19 protein-coding genes are annotated in these 17,915 nt (G+C 71.9%); 13 read left to right on the top strand and 6 right to left on the bottom strand.

What is annotated here, in order from left to right; all coding sequences use genetic code 11:
• Positions 1 to 165: 165 nt before the first annotated feature.
• Positions 166 to 1,323 carry a sensor histidine kinase gene (locus OG371_RS35060; protein WP_329059950.1) on the bottom strand — a complete coding sequence of 386 codons (1,158 nt, stop codon included), beginning with the start codon at positions 1,321 to 1,323 and terminating at the stop codon, positions 166 to 168.
• A gap of 199 nt (positions 1,324 to 1,522) precedes the next feature.
• Between OG371_RS35060 and OG371_RS35055 the strand changes: the two genes are divergently transcribed.
• The 6 genes from OG371_RS35055 (at position 1,523) to OG371_RS35030 (ending at position 7,979) form a co-directional block, all read left to right on the top strand.
• On the top strand, positions 1,523 to 1,768 hold the full coding sequence (locus OG371_RS35055; RefSeq protein WP_329059949.1) for a ferredoxin: 246 nt from the start codon (positions 1,523 to 1,525) through the stop codon (positions 1,766 to 1,768).
• The gene (locus tag OG371_RS35050; protein ID WP_329059948.1) at positions 1,765 to 3,078 is read left to right on the top strand and encodes an NAD(P)/FAD-dependent oxidoreductase; all 1,314 of its coding nucleotides are present in this window, start codon (positions 1,765 to 1,767) and stop codon (positions 3,076 to 3,078) included. The genes OG371_RS35055 and OG371_RS35050 overlap by 4 nt, the downstream gene beginning before the upstream one ends.
• Before the next feature lie 280 nt (positions 3,079 to 3,358).
• Positions 3,359 to 4,297, top strand: coding sequence for a cytochrome P450 (locus OG371_RS35045; RefSeq protein ID WP_329059947.1), 939 nt, complete (start codon positions 3,359 to 3,361; stop codon positions 4,295 to 4,297).
• A gap of 40 nt (positions 4,298 to 4,337) precedes the next feature.
• Positions 4,338 to 5,177 carry an LLM class F420-dependent oxidoreductase gene (locus tag OG371_RS35040; protein ID WP_329059946.1) on the top strand — a complete coding sequence of 280 codons (840 nt, stop codon included), beginning with the start codon at positions 4,338 to 4,340 and terminating at the stop codon, positions 5,175 to 5,177.
• 694 nt (positions 5,178 to 5,871) lie between these two features.
• On the top strand, positions 5,872 to 7,080 hold the full coding sequence (locus OG371_RS35035; RefSeq protein ID WP_329059945.1) for an NAD(P)/FAD-dependent oxidoreductase: 1,209 nt from the start codon (positions 5,872 to 5,874) through the stop codon (positions 7,078 to 7,080).
• An 8-nt stretch (positions 7,081 to 7,088) separates the two neighbouring features.
• A complete protein-coding gene (locus OG371_RS35030) occupies positions 7,089 to 7,979 on the top strand; it encodes an RNA polymerase sigma-70 factor (protein WP_329059944.1) in 891 nt (296 codons plus the stop codon).
• Here the strand turns inward: OG371_RS35030 and OG371_RS35025 are convergent, their stop codons facing one another.
• Both OG371_RS35025 and OG371_RS35020 read right to left on the bottom strand, forming a co-directional pair.
• Positions 7,980 to 9,017 (bottom strand): FecCD family ABC transporter permease, encoded by a 1,038-nt coding sequence (locus OG371_RS35025; RefSeq protein WP_329059943.1) that lies wholly within the window; start codon positions 9,015 to 9,017, stop codon positions 7,980 to 7,982.
• Positions 9,014 to 10,054 (bottom strand): FecCD family ABC transporter permease, encoded by a 1,041-nt coding sequence (locus OG371_RS35020; protein ID WP_329059942.1) that lies wholly within the window; start codon positions 10,052 to 10,054, stop codon positions 9,014 to 9,016. Before OG371_RS35020 ends, OG371_RS35025 begins: the two co-directional genes overlap by 4 nt.
• A 66-nt stretch (positions 10,055 to 10,120) precedes the next feature.
• Between OG371_RS35020 and OG371_RS35015 the strand changes: the two genes are divergently transcribed.
• The 3 genes from OG371_RS35015 to OG371_RS35005 all read left to right on the top strand — a co-directional run bounded on the left by OG371_RS35015 (position 10,121) and on the right by OG371_RS35005 (position 13,724).
• Positions 10,121 to 11,137, top strand: coding sequence for an ABC transporter substrate-binding protein (locus OG371_RS35015; RefSeq protein WP_329059941.1), 1,017 nt, complete (start codon positions 10,121 to 10,123; stop codon positions 11,135 to 11,137).
• Positions 11,138 to 11,234: 97 nt separating this feature from the next.
• The gene (locus OG371_RS35010) at positions 11,235 to 12,443 is read left to right on the top strand and encodes a GNAT family N-acetyltransferase (protein WP_329059940.1); all 1,209 of its coding nucleotides are present in this window, start codon (positions 11,235 to 11,237) and stop codon (positions 12,441 to 12,443) included.
• Between the two features lie 306 nt (positions 12,444 to 12,749).
• Positions 12,750 to 13,724, top strand: coding sequence for a YbhB/YbcL family Raf kinase inhibitor-like protein (locus OG371_RS35005; protein ID WP_329059939.1), 975 nt, complete (start codon positions 12,750 to 12,752; stop codon positions 13,722 to 13,724).
• Between the two features lie 58 nt (positions 13,725 to 13,782).
• Here the strand turns inward: OG371_RS35005 and OG371_RS35000 are convergent, their stop codons facing one another.
• Positions 13,783 to 13,914, bottom strand: a complete 132-nt coding sequence (locus tag OG371_RS35000) for a hypothetical protein (RefSeq protein ID WP_329059938.1) — start codon at positions 13,912 to 13,914, stop codon at positions 13,783 to 13,785.
• 133 nt (positions 13,915 to 14,047) lie between these two features.
• Here OG371_RS35000 and OG371_RS34995 point away from each other — a divergent pair, with 133 nt between their 5' ends.
• From OG371_RS34995 to OG371_RS34980, 4 genes are all read left to right on the top strand, one after another.
• Positions 14,048 to 14,671: a hypothetical protein gene (locus tag OG371_RS34995; RefSeq protein WP_329059937.1), complete on the top strand. Its 624-nt coding sequence runs from the start codon at positions 14,048 to 14,050 to the stop codon at positions 14,669 to 14,671.
• 81 nt (positions 14,672 to 14,752) lie between these two features.
• Positions 14,753 to 15,403, top strand: coding sequence for a TetR/AcrR family transcriptional regulator (locus tag OG371_RS34990; protein WP_329059936.1), 651 nt, complete (start codon positions 14,753 to 14,755; stop codon positions 15,401 to 15,403).
• 10 nt (positions 15,404 to 15,413) lie between these two features.
• Positions 15,414 to 16,343, top strand: coding sequence for a carboxymuconolactone decarboxylase family protein (locus OG371_RS34985; protein WP_329059935.1), 930 nt, complete (start codon positions 15,414 to 15,416; stop codon positions 16,341 to 16,343).
• 13 nt (positions 16,344 to 16,356) lie between these two features.
• Positions 16,357 to 16,752 carry an ester cyclase gene (locus tag OG371_RS34980; RefSeq protein WP_329059934.1) on the top strand — a complete coding sequence of 132 codons (396 nt, stop codon included), beginning with the start codon at positions 16,357 to 16,359 and terminating at the stop codon, positions 16,750 to 16,752.
• A gap of 17 nt (positions 16,753 to 16,769) precedes the next feature.
• Here the strand turns inward: OG371_RS34980 and OG371_RS34975 are convergent, their stop codons facing one another.
• Both OG371_RS34975 and OG371_RS34970 read right to left on the bottom strand, forming a co-directional pair.
• On the bottom strand, positions 16,770 to 17,411 hold the full coding sequence (locus OG371_RS34975) for a TetR/AcrR family transcriptional regulator (RefSeq protein WP_329059933.1): 642 nt from the start codon (positions 17,409 to 17,411) through the stop codon (positions 16,770 to 16,772).
• A 144-nt stretch (positions 17,412 to 17,555) separates the two neighbouring features.
• The gene (locus OG371_RS34970; protein ID WP_329073357.1) at positions 17,556 to 17,915 is read right to left on the bottom strand and encodes a type VII secretion target; all 360 of its coding nucleotides are present in this window, start codon (positions 17,913 to 17,915) and stop codon (positions 17,556 to 17,558) included.

Here is a 17,915-nt window from a genome sequence, read left to right as displayed (position 1 = left end):
GCGGAGCCACTCCGATAGGTATGGCGGGCGAGTGTGTGAGAAACGTTGGCGCAAGTTGTACGTAAGCTGTGAATGGCCACCGACGGGTGATCAAGATCCAGATTCGCGGGCGATATTCACCCGGATGTCCGAATGGCACACCGAGGATTTCGCCTGTGACCTGCGCTACACGGAGCGCCTCGGCAGGCTCAGCTCCACGGTCCAGCCGCCGTCGGGCGCCGGGCCGGTGTGCAGGGTGGCGCCGAGCTGGGTGGCGCGCTCGCGCATGCCGACGAGGCCGACGCCGGGGGCGGCCGCCGTCCCGCCGCCGCGAATCTCGCCGGCGGGTCCGTTGTGGACAGTCAGGATGATCCGGTCAGCGGTACACGACAGGCTCATCGCGCGTGTCGCACCCGGGGCGTGTTTCGCCGCGTTGGTCAGTGCTTCCTGCGCCACCCGGAAGACCGCGTGCGTCGCCTCGGCACTGGGGGAAACGGGCTCGCCGGTGATCGTGAAGCCGACCGCGTTGCGCTCGGCCAGCCGGCGGAGCACATCCGGGAGCGGCAGGGTGTCCTCCCGCAACGCCTGCACGGCGCGCCGGGTTTCGCCGATGCTGTCCACCGCGAGGGCGCGGGCCCGGCGGACGGCCGCGACCGACTCCTCGTCGCGGCCACTGCTTCGCAACGCGTCGGCCAGGTCCAGCTGCAGCGCGATCCCGGACAGCGAATGGCCGAGCACGTCGTGGACCTCGCGGCCGATGCGGGCGCGTTCGAGCAGCGCGGCCTCACGGGCCTCCGACTCGGCGGCGCGCTCGGCCGCCTCGGCCGCGCGGCGCGCGCTGAGCAGCACGTTCTGCCGGTCCCGGAAGGAAATGCCCATGTACACGGGCAGGGCGACGGTCAGCGGCGCCCACCACGGCCACTGCGGCGCGTCCGGCACCAGCTGCCCGACAGCCACGCTCGCCGCGGTCGCGAGCAGAGCACCGCCGACGGCGATCCCGACGGCCGCCTTCCGGGAAGCGAGCTTCACGCCCGCCGCGGATGCCGCGATGAACGGGAAGATGCCGGCGGCCTGCGTCTGGTGCGCCAGCGGCAGCAGCAACGCGCCGAGCGCCATGTACCCGCTGATCGCGGCGATCTGCGTCCGCGGGCCCAGTCGCGTCCACGGGAACAGCGTGCCGATCCCGGCCAGCGCGGTGAGCACGAACAGCGTGAGCGCCAGCGGCGGGAACACGGTGTCGGCGGCGGACCACTGGACCGCGCCCACCGCGGTCACACCGAGCACGAGGAGCGGCTGGACCAGCTGATCCCGGAAGTCCCCGGAACGCGGCCCGCTCGTGGTCATGGTCTTCCGATCCTCTGGCGTGTCCACCGGCCCGAGTCTTCCATCCCGGGCACCGGGCACCGCCGGGTGGAGACAGGTCTCCACCCGGACTACAACTCCGGCCTCACGACGCCCGGGCCCGGCGACCGTAACGTCGGCGACGGTTCCTGCCGAACCCGTTACGCAGTGCCGAGAAGGACTGTGCCGAGAAGGAGTTGTCATGCGTGTGGTCGTGGACCTGAACCGCTGCCAGAGCTACGGGCAGTGTGTGTTCGCGGCGCCGGAGGTCTTCCGGTTCCGGGGTGCCGAGTCGCTGGAGTACGACCATCAGCCGGACGCGGGGTCCGACCGGGCCGTGCACCGGGCCGCGCTGGCCTGCCCGGTGCAGGCGATCACGCTCGGCGGGCCGGCTGTTCCCGAAGCCGCCGTTACTGGTGCCAGTGCCGTTGTCGGGGAGACACGATGACGCCGCGCCGGATCGTCATCACCGGCGCCTCGCTCGCGGGCCTGCGCACGGCGGATTCCTTACGGGCCAACGGGTTCACCGGCGAACTCGTGCTGATCGGCGACGAGCCACACGAGCCCTACGACCGTCCTCCGCTGTCCAAGGCGGTGCTGGCCGGGCGGTCCGGCACCGACCGGCTGGCCCTGCCGAGCACCCGGGACCTGGACGCGCGCTGGCTGCTCGGCGTCGCCGCGACCGGGCTGGACCTCGATGCCCGCGCGGTGCGGCTGGCCGACGGCCGCGACGTCGGGTTCGACGGGCTGGTCATCGCGACCGGTTCGCGATCGCGCCCGTGGCCCGTCCCCGAGGAGGCTGCGTTGCGCGGCGTGCACCTGCTGCGCGGACGCGACGACGCCGACCGGATCCGCGCCGGCCTCGCCGCGGGACCGCGCCGGGTTCTGGTCATCGGGGGCGGTTTCACCGGTTCCGAAGTCGCTTCGAGCTGCCGTGACCTGGGACTTCCGGTCACCGTCGTGCTTCGCGGCGGAGCGCCGATGGCCGGCGCCCTCGGCGAAGTCGTCGGGGCGGCGATCGGGGCGCGGCAGCGGGCGCACGGGATCGACCTGCGCACCCGTACGACCGTCACCGCGCTGCACGGCGACGCCGAAGGCCGGCTGCGGCGGGCGTGGCTCTCCGACGGGGACGAACTCGACGTGGACCTCGCGGTGGTCGCTCTGGGCTCGGTTGGCAACACCGAGTGGCTGGCCGGGAGCGGGCTCGTCGCCGACCCACGCGGGGTCGAGTGCGACGCCGCCGGGCGAGCCCTGGACGTCGACGGCGCCGTGGTGCCGGACGTCTATGTCGCGGGTGACGTCGCCCGCTGGCGGCACCCGCATTTCGACGCGGAACCCCAGGCACTGCAACACTGGGGCAACGCCGTCGAGCAGGCCGAGGTCGCCGCGCACAACCTCACCCACCGGCACCGGCGGACGGCCGCCGCGCTGCCCGCGTTCTGGTCCGACCAGTTCGGCCTGAACATCAAGTCCGCCGGCCTGCCGCAGCTGGCCGACCAGGTCGTGCTCACGCAGGGCTCGTTCGAGCAAGGCCCGTTCGCCGCCGCGTACGGCCGGGGCGGGGTCACCGTCGGCGCGGTCGCGGTCGACTCGCCGCGGGTCATGGACGGTTACGCCGCCCTCATCACCGAACGGGCGCCGTTCCCGCCCGCCGTCAACGCGACCGACTCGCCCGCCACCGCCGTTCTCGGCGCGGGCTTCGGCAGCACCGAACTCAGCGGCCCCGATCTCACTGCAGTCCACGGAGGACAGTCATGACCAGCACCCAGTCCTACCCCGCGGCGGCCGTGTACAGCCGGCTGCCGACCAGGCCAACCGGCACGACCCGTATCCGCACTTCGCCGAGCTGGCCCGGGAGCCGATCCAGCGGCTCGACGAGAACAGCTGGCTGGTCTCCCGGCACGCCGACATCAGCGCGCTGCTGCGCGATCCCCGGCTGTCCGCGGAGGACGGCGTCGACATCGAAGGGCCGCTGGGCTCGGACGGGAGGCCGTTCCGCGGCCCGTTCCTCGTGGTGGACCCGCCGCACCACAACACGTTGCGAGACCAAACGATGCACCAGTTCATGCCGCGGGTGATGGGCATGGGCCCGCAGATCGAGGCGATCGTGGCCCGGCTGCTCGACCGGCACGCCGGCACCGGGCCCGGCGAACTCGACATCGTCAACGCCGTGGCCTATCCCCTGCCGGTCGGCGTCATCTGCGAGCTCCTCGGCGTACCGGCGGAGGAGGAGCCGGTGTTCCACTCGTTCGCCGCACGGCTCACCCGCGCGCTCGACCCGGTGGAAACCCTGACCGCGCAAGAGATCGCGGACCTGCAGGTGACCCGCGCGGACTGGCGCGAGTACCTGATGCCGATGATCGCGCGGCGCCGCGACCGGCCGGGCACCGACCTGGTGTCCGGGCTGCTCACCGACGGCGACCCGGCGTCCCGGATGAACACCCTGGAACTCGCCACCACGCTCGGCCTGCTGCTCATCGCCGGCCACGAGACGACCGTCAACCTCATCACCAACGGCACGCTCGCCCTGCTCCGCAACCCCGACGTGCTCGACCGGCTGCGCGCCGACCCGGACCTGGCCCCCGCCGTCGTCGAGGAGGCGCTGCGCTTCGACCCGCCGGTGCAGCAGACCAGCCGAAGGGCCACCGCTGACGTCCTCATCGCGGGCGAGGTCGTGCCCGCCGGCTCCCGCGTGGTCTTCCTGCTCGGCGCGGCCAACCGCGACCCGCGGCGGTTCGCCGACCCGGACCGGTTCTGGCCGGAGCGGCCGGGCAACGCGCACCTCGCGTTCGGCGGCGGCGTGCACTACTGCTTCGGCGCCGCGCTGGCCCGGATGGAGGGCCAGGCCGCGCTGAGCGCGATCGCCACCCGGCTGACCGGCCCGCGCCTGGTCGCCGACCCGCCGCCGTACCGGGCGAACATGCTGCTGCGCGGGCCGGCGGAACTGCGGGTCGCCTACGACGCCGTCACGAGCTGAAGGCCGACGCTGGAGGAACTCCAGGTTTACGATCACCAGCATGCGATTCGCCATCAAGACCTCACCCCAGGACACCGTCTGGGCCGACATGCTCGCCGTGTGGCAGGCCGCCGACGAGATCGAACTGTTCGAATCCGGCTGGACCTTCGACCACTTCTACCCGATCTTCTCCGACTCGACCGGGCCGTGCATGGAAGGCTGGGTGACGCTCACCGCGCTGGCGCAGGCCACCAAGCGGCTGCGGCTGGGCACGCTGGTGAGCGGCATGCACTACCGCCACCCCGCGCTGCTCGCGAACATGGCCGCCACGCTGGACATCGTCTCCGGCGGCCGGCTGGAGATCGGCATCGGCGCCGGCTGGAACGAAGAGGAGTCCGGCGCGTACGGCATGGAGCTGGGCTCGATCAAGGACCGCAGCGACCGGTTCGAGGAGGGCTGCGAGGTCCTGCTCGGCCTGCTGACCCAGGAGACCACCACCTTCCAGGGCCGGCACTACCAGCTGACCGACGCCCGCTGCGAGCCGAAGGGCGTGCAGACGCCGCACCCGCCGTTCTGCATCGGCGGCAGCGGCGAGAAGCGCACCCTGCGCACGGCCGCGAAGTACGCCCAGCACTGGAACTTCGTCGGCGGCACGCCGGAAGAGTTCGCGCACAAGCGCGAGGTGCTGCACCGCCACTGCGCGGACATCGGCCGCGACCCGGCCGAGATCACCCTGTCCTCGCACGTGCGCCTCGGCCCGGACCAGGACTACGCCAAGGTCGCCGCCGAAGTGGAGGCGCTCGGCGAAGCGGGCCTCGACCTCGCGATCGTGTACCTGCCCCCGCCGCACACGCCGGCCGTGCTGGAGCCGCTGGCGAAGGCGCTCGAGCCGCTGGCCTGACGATCCGGGCTGTTCACGGGCGACCGGCCGTCGTCCGTGAACAGCCCCGGTCTTGGTGCCCGGCAACGGATCGCCGCGGTTTCTGGCCGGTCCGGTCCGTTGACAGCGCCGCTCACGCGGATCAAGACTGAATCGCGTTGCCAACGTTGTCACCGGGCTGCGCTCCGGAAAAGCAGTGCCGCCGAAAAGCGGCGCCTGGAAAGGATGCCGACCACGCGCCGGACTCCCCTGCCGGCGGTGTGCGCCGCCGTCACCGCGTGGCTGCCGACCGTCCACTCAGGATCGCCGGCGCGCGGGCCGACACCGCGCTCACCCAGCGCTGACAGGACTTCGGGCGCCGTCCCGGCGGCGGCCGACGCCGGGCGACAGCCTGCCGCCGTCGGCGCCGTTCACGCACAACTCCGCAGTACTGTCCACATCGGACGCCGGGCACCGGGAACGGGCGCTACACCTACAACGTCGCGGCGCACCCCGAGATCAGCCGGCCCGGCGAGCTGGTGCTGTCCTCCAACACCAGCAGCGAACAGCTGTCGGACCGCTACGCCGGCATCGACCACAACCGGCCCCGGTTCGTCGATCTGAAGCTCTCCCGCTGACGGCGTGACGCGCGTCATGCGCGGTCGCAGAACCGCGCTGTCACAAACCGCGGCGCCACGGTGTCCTATGGCCGAACCCCTGAACTTGAGGAGACGCCATGAGCGAGGAGACCAAGGTTGTCGTGATCGGCGGCGGGTATGCCGGCGTGACGGCAGCCAACCGCCTGACCCAGCGGGCCGATGTGGCCGTCACGCTGGTCAACGCGCGGCCGGACTTCGTCGAGCGGATCCGGCTGCACCAGCTGGCCGGCGGGTCTGACGACGCGGTGGTCGGGTACCGGGAGGTGCTGGCCGAGCGGATCCGGCTGGTGGTCGGCACCGTGACGCGGATCGACGCGGGCGCGCGCGTCGTGCGGCTGGCGAACGGCGACACGCTCGGCTACGACTATCTGATCTACGCGGTGGGCAGCCGCAGCGAAGTCCCCGACGTGCCGGGCGCGGCCGAATTCGCTTACCCGCTCGGCCATCTGGAGCAGGCGAAGCGGTTGCGCGCCGCCCTCGACGCCGCGCCGGCCGGCGCCCCGGTGACGGTGGTCGGCGCCGGACCGAGCGGCATCGAGACCGCCGCCGAACTGGCGGAGGCCGGCCACAGCGTGACGCTGGCCTGCGGCGGGTCGCTCGGCCCGTACCTGCATCCCCGCGGCCGCCAGGCGGTGGCCAAGCGGCTGGCCAAGCTCGGCGTGACCGTGCTGGACGGGCCCGGCTCGAAGGTCACGGCGGTGACGCGCGAGACCGTCGAACTCAGTGGCGGCCGGGAGATCCCGAGCGAGGTGACCGTCTGGACCGCCGGGTTCGGGGTGCCGGACCTGGCCGCGAGCAGCGGGCTGAGCACCGACGCGCTCGGCCGCCTGCGCACAGACGAGACGCTGACCAGCGTGGACGACCCCCGCGTCGTCGCGGCCGGGGACTCGGCGGGCCCGTCGGACCGGCCGTTCCGGATGAGCTGCCAGGCCGCGGGGCCGCTCGGCGGGCACGCCGCCGACACGGTGCTCCACCGGATCGCCGGCGAGCCGGCCACGCCGATCGAGCTGGGCTTCGTCGGGCAATGCCTCAGCCTGGGCCGCCAGGGCGGCCTCTTCCAGTTCTCCCACCGCAACGACGTCGCGACGGCGTTCCACATCGGCGGCCGCCTCGGCGCGAAGCTCAAGGAGATCGTCTGCTCGGGCACGGTCAAGCAGCTGGCCCGCGAGGCGGCGAAGCCCGGTTCGGCGAGCTGGACCTGGTCCAAGGACAACGAGCGCCGGAAAGCGGTGCAGGCCAAGGAAACTGCGGTCAAACCGCCCAAGCGCACCGAGCCGGCGGCATAATCGTCCCGATGAACGGCACCGACCCGGCGACCGAAGCGTTCCTCGCCCACCGCAACCTGCTCTTCACCGTCGCCTACGAGATGCTCGGCTCGGCGGCCGACGCCGAAGACGTGCTCCAGGAGACCTGGTTGCGGTGGGCCGAGGTCGACCTCGGCACCGTTCGGGAGCCGCGGGCGTACCTGGTCCGGATCACCACCCGGCAGGCGCTGAACCGCCTGCGGACCCTCAAGCGCCGCAAGGAGTCGTACGTCGGCCCGTGGCTGCCCGAGCCGCTGCTCACCACGCCGGACGTGGCCGAGGACGTCGAACTCGCCGAGAGCGTGTCGATGGCGCTCATGCTGGTGCTGGAGACCCTTTCGCCGACCGAGCGCGCCGTTTTCGTGCTGCGTGAGGTCTTCGCGATCGGCTACGACGAGATCGCCGAAGCCGTCGGCAAAAGCCCGGCGGCCGTCCGGCAGATCGCGCTGCGCGCCCGCCGGCACGTGGATGCCCGCCGTCCTCGCGCGGTGGTCACGGCGGGCGAGACCCGGGCGGCGCTGGAATCGTTCCAGCGCGCGCTCGAAACCAACGACCTGCAAGGCCTGCTCGACCTGCTCGCCCCCGACGTGGTCCTGGTCAGCGACGGCGGCGGCGTCAAGCAGGCCGCGCTGAGGCCGATCGCCGGCTCCGACAAGGTGGCCCGCTACATCAACGGCGGAGTCGGCAGGTTCGGGGCCACGCTCGGCGTCGCCCCCGCGGTGGTCAACGGCAGCCCGGCCCTGGTGCTGAGCCTGGACGGCGCGGTCGACGGCGTGCTGGCGATCCGGATCGAGGACGGCCGGATCAGCGGCATGTACTACGTCCGCAATCCGGCGAAGCTGTCCCGCGTCGACGCCGAAATCCCGCTATCCCGGCAGTGATCAGCGCGACCGGCCGGTGGCGAGCAGCCAGGCCAGGTAGGCCCCGCCCAGCGCGCCGGTGACCAGGCCGACCGGGATCTGGAACGGCGTGAGCAGGCGTTGCGCCCCCAGGTCGGCGGCGGCGAGCAGGGCCGCGCCCGTGACCGCGGAGGTCAGGGGCGCGGCTTCGGAGGAACGCAGCAGCGGCCGTGCCAGCTGGGGCGCGGCGAGCGCGAGGAACCCGACCGGCCCCGCCACCGCGACCGCCGCGCCGGTCAGCAGGACGCCGACGAGCAGCGCCTGCCACCGCACACGGGCGGTCCGGACGCCGAGCGCCGTCGCGAAGTCGTCGCCCATTTCCAGCAGCCGCAACGGCCGGCCGAGCGGGACGGCGAACGGCAGCAGCACCGCCAGCGCGACCCCGGCCGGGACGACCTGTGGCCAGGAGATGGCGTTGAGGCTGCCGAAGAGCCAGGACTTCGCGGTCTCGGCGGCGTCGAGGTCGGCGCGGGTGAGCAGGTAGTCGTTGACCGACGCGAGCATCGCGCCGACCGCGATGCCGACCAGCACCAGCTGCTGCCGTCCGCCGGCCCCGCGGACGGAGCTGATCGCGTACACCGCCCCAGCCGTGACGAGGCCGCCGATCAGCGCGCCCACACCGACGCCGGTGCCCGAGCCCGGCGCCGGGCCGAGAACGAGCAGCGACAGCAGGGCCCCGGTCGCCGAGCCGGTGGTGAAGCCGATGACGTCCGGGCTGCCGAGCGGATTGCGCGAAACGCTCTGGAACAGCGAGCCCGCGCAGCCGAGCCCGGCGCCGACCAGCAGCGCGGCCACCGCCCGCGGCAACCGCTGCTGCAGCACAAAAAACCGGTCGGTCGCGGTGCCGCCGCCGACGAACGTGCCCAGTGCGTCGCCGGGCGAAAGGCGATAGCTGCCGGTGAGCACGGCGTACCCGGACACCGCGACGGCGACCACGGCCAGCAGCCCGATGACCACGGCCGCGCGCGGGCGCACCCGCAGCACGATCCCGCCGGGCAACGTCACCGCGCGCGTCGTCATGCCGACCGTCCCGCGCGCCGGGTGACCAGCCAGAGCAGCACCGGAGCGCCGGCGAACGCCGTCACGATCCCCACTTCCAGCTCGCCGGGCCGCGCGACCACGCGGCCGGCGATGTCCGCGGCCAGCACCAGGATCGGGCCCGCCACCACGGAATAGGCCAGCAGCCAGCGCACGTCGTGGCCGAGCACCAGCCGCAGCGCGTGCGGCACCAGCAGCCCGACGAACGAGATCGGGCCTGCCGCCGCAGTTGCCGCCCCGCCGAGCAGCGTGATCGCCACCAGCCCGCCGAGCCGCACCCGTCCCGGGCGCACTCCCAGGCTGATGCCGACGTCCTCGCCCAGCGCGAGCGCGTTGAGCCGCGGACCGAGCGCCAGCGCCACGAGCGCGCCGGCGACGATAAACGGCAGCACGTGGCCGAGCACCGCGGTGTCGCGGTTCGCCAGCGAGCCGACCACCCAGAACCGATAGGAGTCGAAGGTGTTCGTGTCGAACATCGTCACGGTCCCGGTGACCGCGCCGAAACAGGCCGTCAGCGCGGCGCCGGCCAGCACCAGCCGGACGCGGCTCTGGGCGCCGTCGCCGGGCCCGGCCGTCCGCACGCCGAGGCCGTAGACCAGCGCGGTGGCCAGCACCGCGCCGCCGAGGGCGAACCACACGTAGTCCCCCGCGTCCGAGACGCCCAGCACCGAGATCGCCAGCACGACCGAGAGCGCCGCACCGGCGTTGACGCCGAGGATTCCCGGCTCGGCCAGCGGATTGCGCGAAACCGCCTGCATCACCACGCCGGCGATGGCCAGCGCGGCCCCGACGACAATCCCCAGGAGCGTCCGCGGCATCCGCAGCTGCCACACGATGATCGACTCGCGGCTGCCGTCGCCGGGATTCAGCAGCGCGGTCCAGACCGAGCCGAGCGGGATGCCCCGGGTGCCGACGGCCAGGCTCAGCGACAGCAGCAGCGCGAGCACCAGCACACCCGCCCCCAGACCGGCCGCGCGCACGGCCGTCCGCCGGCGCAGGGCCGTGTCGAGGGTGATCACGAGTGTGACCTGATCGAGCCGGGCAACCGTTCAGGATTCACGTTAGGTAAGGCTACCCTCTAGTCCATGCGCGTGAACCATGGCCCGGTCCTGAAGGTCGTCCCGGCGGTGCTGGCGGCCGTTGTCCTGCTGCTGGCCGGCTGCTCGAGCGGCAGCCCGGACGCGGCGCCGGCGGCCGGGGCGGCCCGGGCGTGGACCGCCCCGCGGACGATGCCGGCGGGCATGGGCAGCGGCGCCGCGGACGGCGTCTTTCCCCGCACGGTCAAGCACTTCTCCGGCAGCACGACCCTGCCTGCGGCGCCGAAGCGCGTGGTCGTGATCTCCACCGGCCAGGCCGACGCCCTGCTCACCCTGGGCGTGGTGCCGGTCGGCACGACCCGCGGCGACGGCGCCGAGCTGGTCCCCCGTTACCTGCTCGCCGCCTACCCCCAGGCCGCGAAGGTCGCGGACGTGGGCAGCCGCACCGCCCCGGACCTGGAGACCATCGGCAACCTCAAGCCGGACCTGGTCGTGATGAACACCGCGGGCAAGAACGCCGCCGCGCTGTACGCCTCGCTCAGCGCCATCGCGCCGGCCGTGGCGACGCAGGGCACCGGCCTGTACTGGAAGCAGGACTTCCTGCTGCTGGCCGACGCGCTCGGCAAAACCCAGCAGGCGCAACACATTCTGGACAGTTACCACGCGGACGCCGCGGCGCTCGGCGCATCCCTGCACCCCGAGCCCACCGTCTCGTTCCTGCGCCGGAACGCCGACCGGCTGCGGATCTTCGGCGTGCCGTCGTTCACCGGCTCGATCGCCGAGGACGCCGGCCTGGCCCGGCCGTCCGATCAGCAGTTCGGCCAGACCTCGCAGGACATCAGCAACGAGGAGCTCGACCGCGCGGACGGCGACTGGATCTTCTACGGCGTGCAGGGCGGCCCGGCGAAGGCGGCGGCCCTGACCTCGGCGCCGCTGTGGCCCACGCTGGGCGCCGTCGCCGCCAAGACCGCGATCCCGGTGGACGACGACGTCTTCTACCTCAACACCGGCCCGACCGCGGCCCGCGAGGTGCTCGAAGCGCTGCAACACGCCCTTCGCCGCTGACCGGCGGTAATTCGGTTGATCCGGCCGCGGCCGGACGCTGGACTGTGGCGGGGCACCACGAGCCGTGGTGCCGGTATCGCGGGGAGCCGGCGCAGCCATGAAGATCCGTTCCACCACCGACGCGGACCTCGACGTCTACATCGGCACCCTCCACGCCGCGTTCGGCCGCTTCCCGGAAACCCCGGTCGACGGCGGCGGGCTCTGGTGGTCGGCACTCGAGATGGACCGTGCCCTGCTCGCCACGGCCGACGACGGACGGCCCATCGGCACCGCCGCCGCGCACTCGTTCGAGCTGACCCTGCCCGGCAACGTGCTCGCCCCGGCCGCCGGGGTGACCGCCGTCGGCGTCCTGCCGACGCACCGGCGCCAGGGCGTGCTCAGCGCGATGATGCGGCATCAGTTCGCCGAACTGCGCGCGCGAGGGGACTTCCTCGCGGTGCTGCTGTGCACCGACGCCGCGATCTACGGCCGGTTCGGCTACGGCCCGGCGACCTACACGCACCGGCTGACGGTGCCGCGCAACCGAGCCGATTTCGCTGTCCCCCGGGCTGATTCGACGCCCGGCGGTTCGATCGAATTGCTGCGACGGGCCGAGTGCGGCGAGATCCTGGAGGAGGTCTACGACCGCTACCGCCGCGTCCAGCCCGGCGCGCTGTCCCGGCCGCGCCGTTGGTGGGCGTTGGGCGCGGGGCAGCCGCCGATCACGCCGGCGCCGCGCTACATCGCCGTCCACCGTGACGCCGGCGGCGACCCGGACGGTTACGCCAGCTACTCGCTCGGCGATTCCGGCACCTTGACCGTCGACGAGACCATCACCACCGACGACGCCGTTTTCACCGCCCTGGCCCGGTTCCTGCTCGGGCACGACCTGGTCACCCGGATCGTGTTCAAGAACCTCCCGCCGGAAAACCCGCTGCGCTGGCAACTGGCGGACTTCCGCGCCGCCGAGGTAGGCGACGACGGCGACTGGCTCTGGGTACGGCTACTCGACATCCCGCGCGCCCTGACCACCCGCCGCTGGCCCACCGACGGCACCCTGGTCCTCGACATCGACGACCCGTTCCTCGGCGAGCACCACCGCTACCAGCTGACCACCCGCGACGGCCACGCGGAGTGCACCCCGACCGACCGTGCCCCCGACCTGTCCCTCGACGTGCGCGACCTGGGCTCGATCTACCTCGGTGGCACCGCCCCGAGCACCCTGGTGCGGGCCGGGCACATCCAGGCCCACTACCCGGGTGCTGACGCCCTCGCCGACGCACTGTTCCGTAGCGAGCGTTCTCCACACTGCTTGCACTGGTTCTGAGGCGGTATAAGGGAAAACGGCCCCGAGCTCAGGTCTTCTTCGCGAAGCCGGGCCGGGCCGGCCCGGCCGCAGTCTCGGTCAGGTGCCGAACCAGCAACTCGGCCGCAGCGTCGGCGTCACGGGCCCGCCCCGCCCCCGCCTGCCAACCTGACCAAGCTTCGGTCACCCCAGAAGTCTCTCGCACCCACAGTCGGCGGCGGCGCGAAAACCGTCCCCGCGAGCCCGTTTATCCACAATCGACCACCCCTGTGGACAACTCCGGCTGAGCGGCCGGAACCATCCGATCCCGCGGCTAGAATCGATCTCATGAGCGCCAGCAACCCCTTGGCCCGCCTCCCCGAAGCGGCCACCTTCACCGTCACCAGTACCACCATCACCAACGGCGCCACTTTGCCGCTGTCGGAAGGCAAAGACGTCTCCCCGCAGCTCTCCTGGAGCGGCGCCCCGGAAGGCACGAAGAGCTACGCAGTCACCGTCTACGACCCGGACGCCCCCACCGGCTCCGGGTTCTGGCACTGGGCGGTCGCGGACATTCCGGCCACTGTCACCGAACTGGCCGAGGGCGCGAGCCTGCCCGAGGGCGCGTTCGCGCTGCCCAACGACGCCCGCGTCACCCATTACCTCGGCGCCGCCCCGCCCGCCGGCCACGGCCCGCACCGGTACTTCTTCGTGGTGCACGCCCTGGACGTCGAGACCCTCGGGGTCCCGGCCGACGCCACCCCGGCGTTCCTCGGCTTCACCATGTCCTCCCACATCCTCGGCCGCGCGATCCTGATCGCCACCGCGGAAAACCCGGGCGACGGTCCGAAAAGGACGGAGCGGATCGAGGTCTCCCGCCTCATCCCCGCACCTGCCGAAGCCGTCTTCGCGGTCCTGTCCGACCCGAAGGGCCACGTGGACATCGACGCGTCGGGCATGCTGCTCGACGCCGACGGCGACCCGGTCCGCCAGGCCGGCGACCGGTTCGTGGTGCACATGGACCGGGAGGCGCTCGGCGACCGGCCGCTCGGCAAGTACGACGTCGAGGTGCTCATCACCGAGTTCGCGCCGGACAAGGAGATCGCCTGGACCGTCGAGGCCGGGAAGGGGCCGCACCTCCGCCACGTCTACGGTTACCGGCTGGAGCCCGCGGACGGCGGCACCCTCGTCACGTCCTATTACGACTGGTCCGAGATCGCCCCGGAGTGGAAGGGGCGCCTCGTTTTCCCGGTGGTACCCGAGTCCGCCCTCAAGTCCACGCTGGGCATCCTGGAACGCACCGTCCGCCGCCGAGCCGCCTGAACCGTCCCCCATGGACAGTCCCGGAAGCGGGTCGCGGCTCACCGCGACCCGCTTCGGCTCACTGGCAGGCTTCGCAGTCGGGGTCGTCGATGCGGCAGGCGGCCCCGTCGGTGAGCGGGAAGTCGAAGTCGTCCCGTGCGGGCACGACCGGCACGGTCGGCGTCTCTTCCGGCGTGGTGGTGGCGGACATGGAACTCCCTTGGGTGCGAACGATTCCTACTTCGTGTGTAGCGCGGAAGATCGACAGGCATTCCGTGACCCCGGCCACACGCCCGCGGCCGCGGGACCTTGGACGGCCACCGGCGGGATGCTAGTTTCCAGGCATGCGCGCACGGCCGGTCGCCATCACCAAGACGCTCGTGACGTTGGCCTCCGTGCTGGCGTTTTCCCTGGTCGGACCGGCGGCGGTCGCCGGCGCGGCCGGTCCGCGGCCACCCCGCGACGAGTGCGCGACCCCGTCGATCGACCGGCTGCAGCAGTGGCTGGCCAGCGGCGAGGGCACCACCGTCCCGGCCACCGGGAGCCTGCTTGTGCCGGCGGGCCACCGGTATGCGGCCAAGGTGAGCTTTCTCAACGCGGAATGGCACGTCGCCGTCGTCTGGCTCGGCAACCGGTTCGAGGCCCAGGAAGACCTCACCCGGTCACACGGGTTCTGGCTGACCTACAGCGCGGCGGACGACCTGTACGTCCAGCTGCGCCCCGCCTCGCACTGGAGCGGCGGCGACAAATGGCTCACCCTCGTGCCCAAGACCGGCGGGAAGCCCGTCACGAAGTTCTTCAGTTTTTCGCCGGACGCCTGGACTTCGCTGCCCGAGCTGGGCACCCCGCCGTACTCGTTCGCCTCGGCCCTGACCGAGGCCCGCGGCCTGGTTTTCGTCGGCAAGACCCCGAACCAGCTGGAATTCCGCGGCCTGCGCATCGACGGCTACCGGCCGCCCTGCCTCTGATCCGCGCTTGCGGTTTTCGCCGGCAGCCCACGACTACACAGGCGTGTAGTATCCCGTCCATGAGTGCAGTAAGCCGTACGCATGGATAGTGCGGAGCCCGACCGTGGGGACCTGACCGCGCGGGCCCGGATCAGGGACGCCGCGATGGCCCACTTCGGCGAGCACGGATTCGACGGCGCCACGATCCGCGGCATCGCCGAGACCGCGGGGGTGTCCTCCGGCTTGGTGCGCCATCATTTCGGCTCCAAACAAGGATTGCGGGACGCCTGCGACGCGCACCTGGCCAAGGTGCTCCGCCGGCTCAACGACCGGGTCCTGGCCGACCGGACGCCCGAGGACGTCAACTACGTCGCCGCGGCGAGGGCCGCGGTGGGCCCGTACCAGGGTTACCTCGCGCGTGCCCTGACCGAGGGCGGGGCCGCGCCGCTGTTCGACGAGATGGTCGAACTCGGCCGGCAGTGGCTGGTCGACACCGACCGCGAACGCTCTGACCCGCCGGACGTCGACCCGAAGGTCCGGGCGGCCGTGGGCACCGCGATGGCGCTGTCCATCACCGTGCTGCACGAGCACGTCTCGCGGGCCATGGGCGTCGACGTGTTCAGCCCCGAGGGCGACGAGCTGCTCGCGCGCGCCCTGATCGACATCCACTCCCATCCGCAGCTCAACCTCGAAGACGCCGCGGCCGCCCGCGCCGCGCTCGACCACATCCGGCAAACCCGGCCGACCCGTTGAGGAACCCGCCATGCCGCACGCCACCACTCCCCGCATCCTCCCGCTCCCCCTCGACGAATTGGACAAGGAACACCGGCAGCTGGCCAAAATCGGTGCCGACACGATCATCCAGGTGCTGGCGCACCACCCGGCCCTGATGGACGCCTCCTCCCAGCTCGGCGGATTCCTGCTGGGCAAGGGAAAACTGGACGCGCGCATCCGCGAGCTAGCGATCCTCCGAGTCGCACTGCGCTGCGAAGCGCCCTTCGAATGGGCGAACCACGTCCCCGCGGCCTTGGGCGCCGGCGCCACCCCAGCCGAAATCGACGCCCTCTCCGACGCCACCGCCCCCTGGCCTCCGCTCGAAGACGCGGTCCTACGTGCCGTCGACGAGGTCTGCCAGAACGTCTTCGTCTCCGACCAGACGTGGGCCGACTTAGCGGCGACCCGCGACGACGCGGAAATCCTGGAGTTGCTGTTCCTGATCGGGTACTACCGGATGATGGCGGGTGTCCTGAATTCCGTTGGCGTGGAAGTGAAAGCCGGCCTGCCCGCACTCGGCCAGTCCGCGGTCCCGACTGTGACTGCGGGTGCGCCGCTGGACCAGTCCGCAGCCGCGTCCCAGCCGCCCACCCTCCGTGTCAGCAGCGGCAAAACCGGCCCGGACGGCGCGTGGAACATCACCTTCACCCACCCCGCGGGCAGCAAGGACCTGCTCCTCACCCTGGACACCACCGGTGAAACCATCGCCGGCTCCATTGTGGACGACCAGCTGGAGATCACCGTCCCCATCACCACCGGCACTGTGGAGGCCAACCACCTGACCTTCACCGCCAGCCTGGCCGACCCGTTCCCCTTCGACCTCACCGTCGAGGGCACCATCAACGCCGACGTCTTCACCGGCTCGGTCACCGTCGCCGGCAGCGGAACGTTCCCCTTCTCCGGCACCCGCGCCGGCTGAGAAGATTCACCACATGGCTACGGAATCCGCGGACGTCACGTTGATGCGGGCGTTTGTCGAGCAGGTGCATGAGGGCGGCCGAGTAGAGCTGATCGAGGAGTTCGTCGACGCCGATTTCCGCAATCGGTCGGCGAAAGAGGGCCGGTCGGACGGGCGGGATGGGGTGGTCGAGGTCGTGCGGGCGCTGCATGCGGCGTTTGCGGGGCTGAAGGTCGAGATCCTGCACTGCGTCGAAACCGGTGGTGTTGTCGCCACCCACAAGATCTACCGGGGGCGCCACGTCGGGCCGTGGCTGGGCGCGCCGCCGTCCGGGCTCGAGGTCGAGTTCCGGGTGATGGACTTCGTGCGGGTGCGCGACGGGCGGTTCGTCGAGCATTGGTCGGTGCTCGAACCGCCGCGGGGGCGATGACGGGCGGCAGCGGGAATTCAGCGGGACAGCAAGCGTTCTACCTCGTCGGCGAACAGCAGGGCCGGGTCGAAGTCCATGCCGGTGAATTGGCCGGCCAGTTCGAGGGACAGGACGCCGTGGACGCGCGTCCAGAAGCTCAGCGCCCGGCTCAGTGCCGCGGACGGGGCCGGGCTCTCGCCGGCCCAGTCGCGGTGGCGGTCCAGTTCGGCTTCGAACGGGGTGGATGGGCCGCTCGAAGTCAGCTGCGCGGCGCTGACGTCGATCAGCACCGCCATGATCTCCCTCGAGATCTGCGCGGTGTCGTCCGGCGCGTGGTAGCCGGGCACGGGTGTGCCGTAGATCAGGAAATACCGGTGGGGATCGGCCAGCGCCCAGTCACGGAAGGCGTTGGCCAGCCCGGCCAGGTCCGCGCCGGCCGCGCCCGCCGCCTGGATCGTGTCGGCGAGGCTGCGGTAGGCGTCCCGGATGAGGTCGGTGAGCAGGTCGTCGCGGCTGGCGTAGTAGCGGTACAGCGCGGGGCCGCTCATTCCCAGCTGCTTGGCGATCGCGTTCAGGGACAGCGCGGCGACGCCCGTCGTGGCCAGCTGCTCCCACGCGTGCTGCTTGATCTCCGCGCGCACCTGCGCCCGGTAGCGCTCCCGCGGGGTCGTCCCGGTCATCAAGTCCACCCTTCGCCCGGCGACACCGCCTAGTTAGAGCCTATCACTATATCTAGCGATGCTCACGACAGGCCGGGCGAGGCCGGAAACGCCAGTGGCGCCGGGGTCGGAAACCCCGGCGCCACCACTAAAGCGTCTATCAGCTCAGGCGTTGTTCCGTTCGACGGTGCCGACCCGCAGCTGCTTCGCGTCGACCTCCGCACCGGCCTGCTTCTTGAACGGCTCCGCCTCCGCCTCGTCACCCTCACGGTAAGTCTTGGCAGCAGTGCGGACATTGTCCGCCGTCGTCTTCACACCGTCGCCCGCCGAACTCACCGCCTCTTTCGCCTTCTCACCGGTCGGGTTGACGATCAGCGGCAGGAACGCGCACAGCAATCCGTACGCATCCGTCGACAAGGCGGTGTCCGCCGCCTGCACTGCCGTGTGCAGACGGTCGACGAGCCCGTCCAGATGGCTGGCGTGCGCGACCAGATCGTCCGGCTCTACCTGAAAAGCGCTCGTCAT

Source organism: Amycolatopsis sp. NBC_01480 (assembly GCF_036227205.1).
In the GTDB taxonomy this organism is placed as follows: Bacteria; Actinomycetota; Actinomycetes; order Mycobacteriales; family Pseudonocardiaceae; genus Amycolatopsis.
Note: the sequence above shows the minus strand (reverse complement) of the source record. Positions and strands in the feature narration are given on the sequence as shown.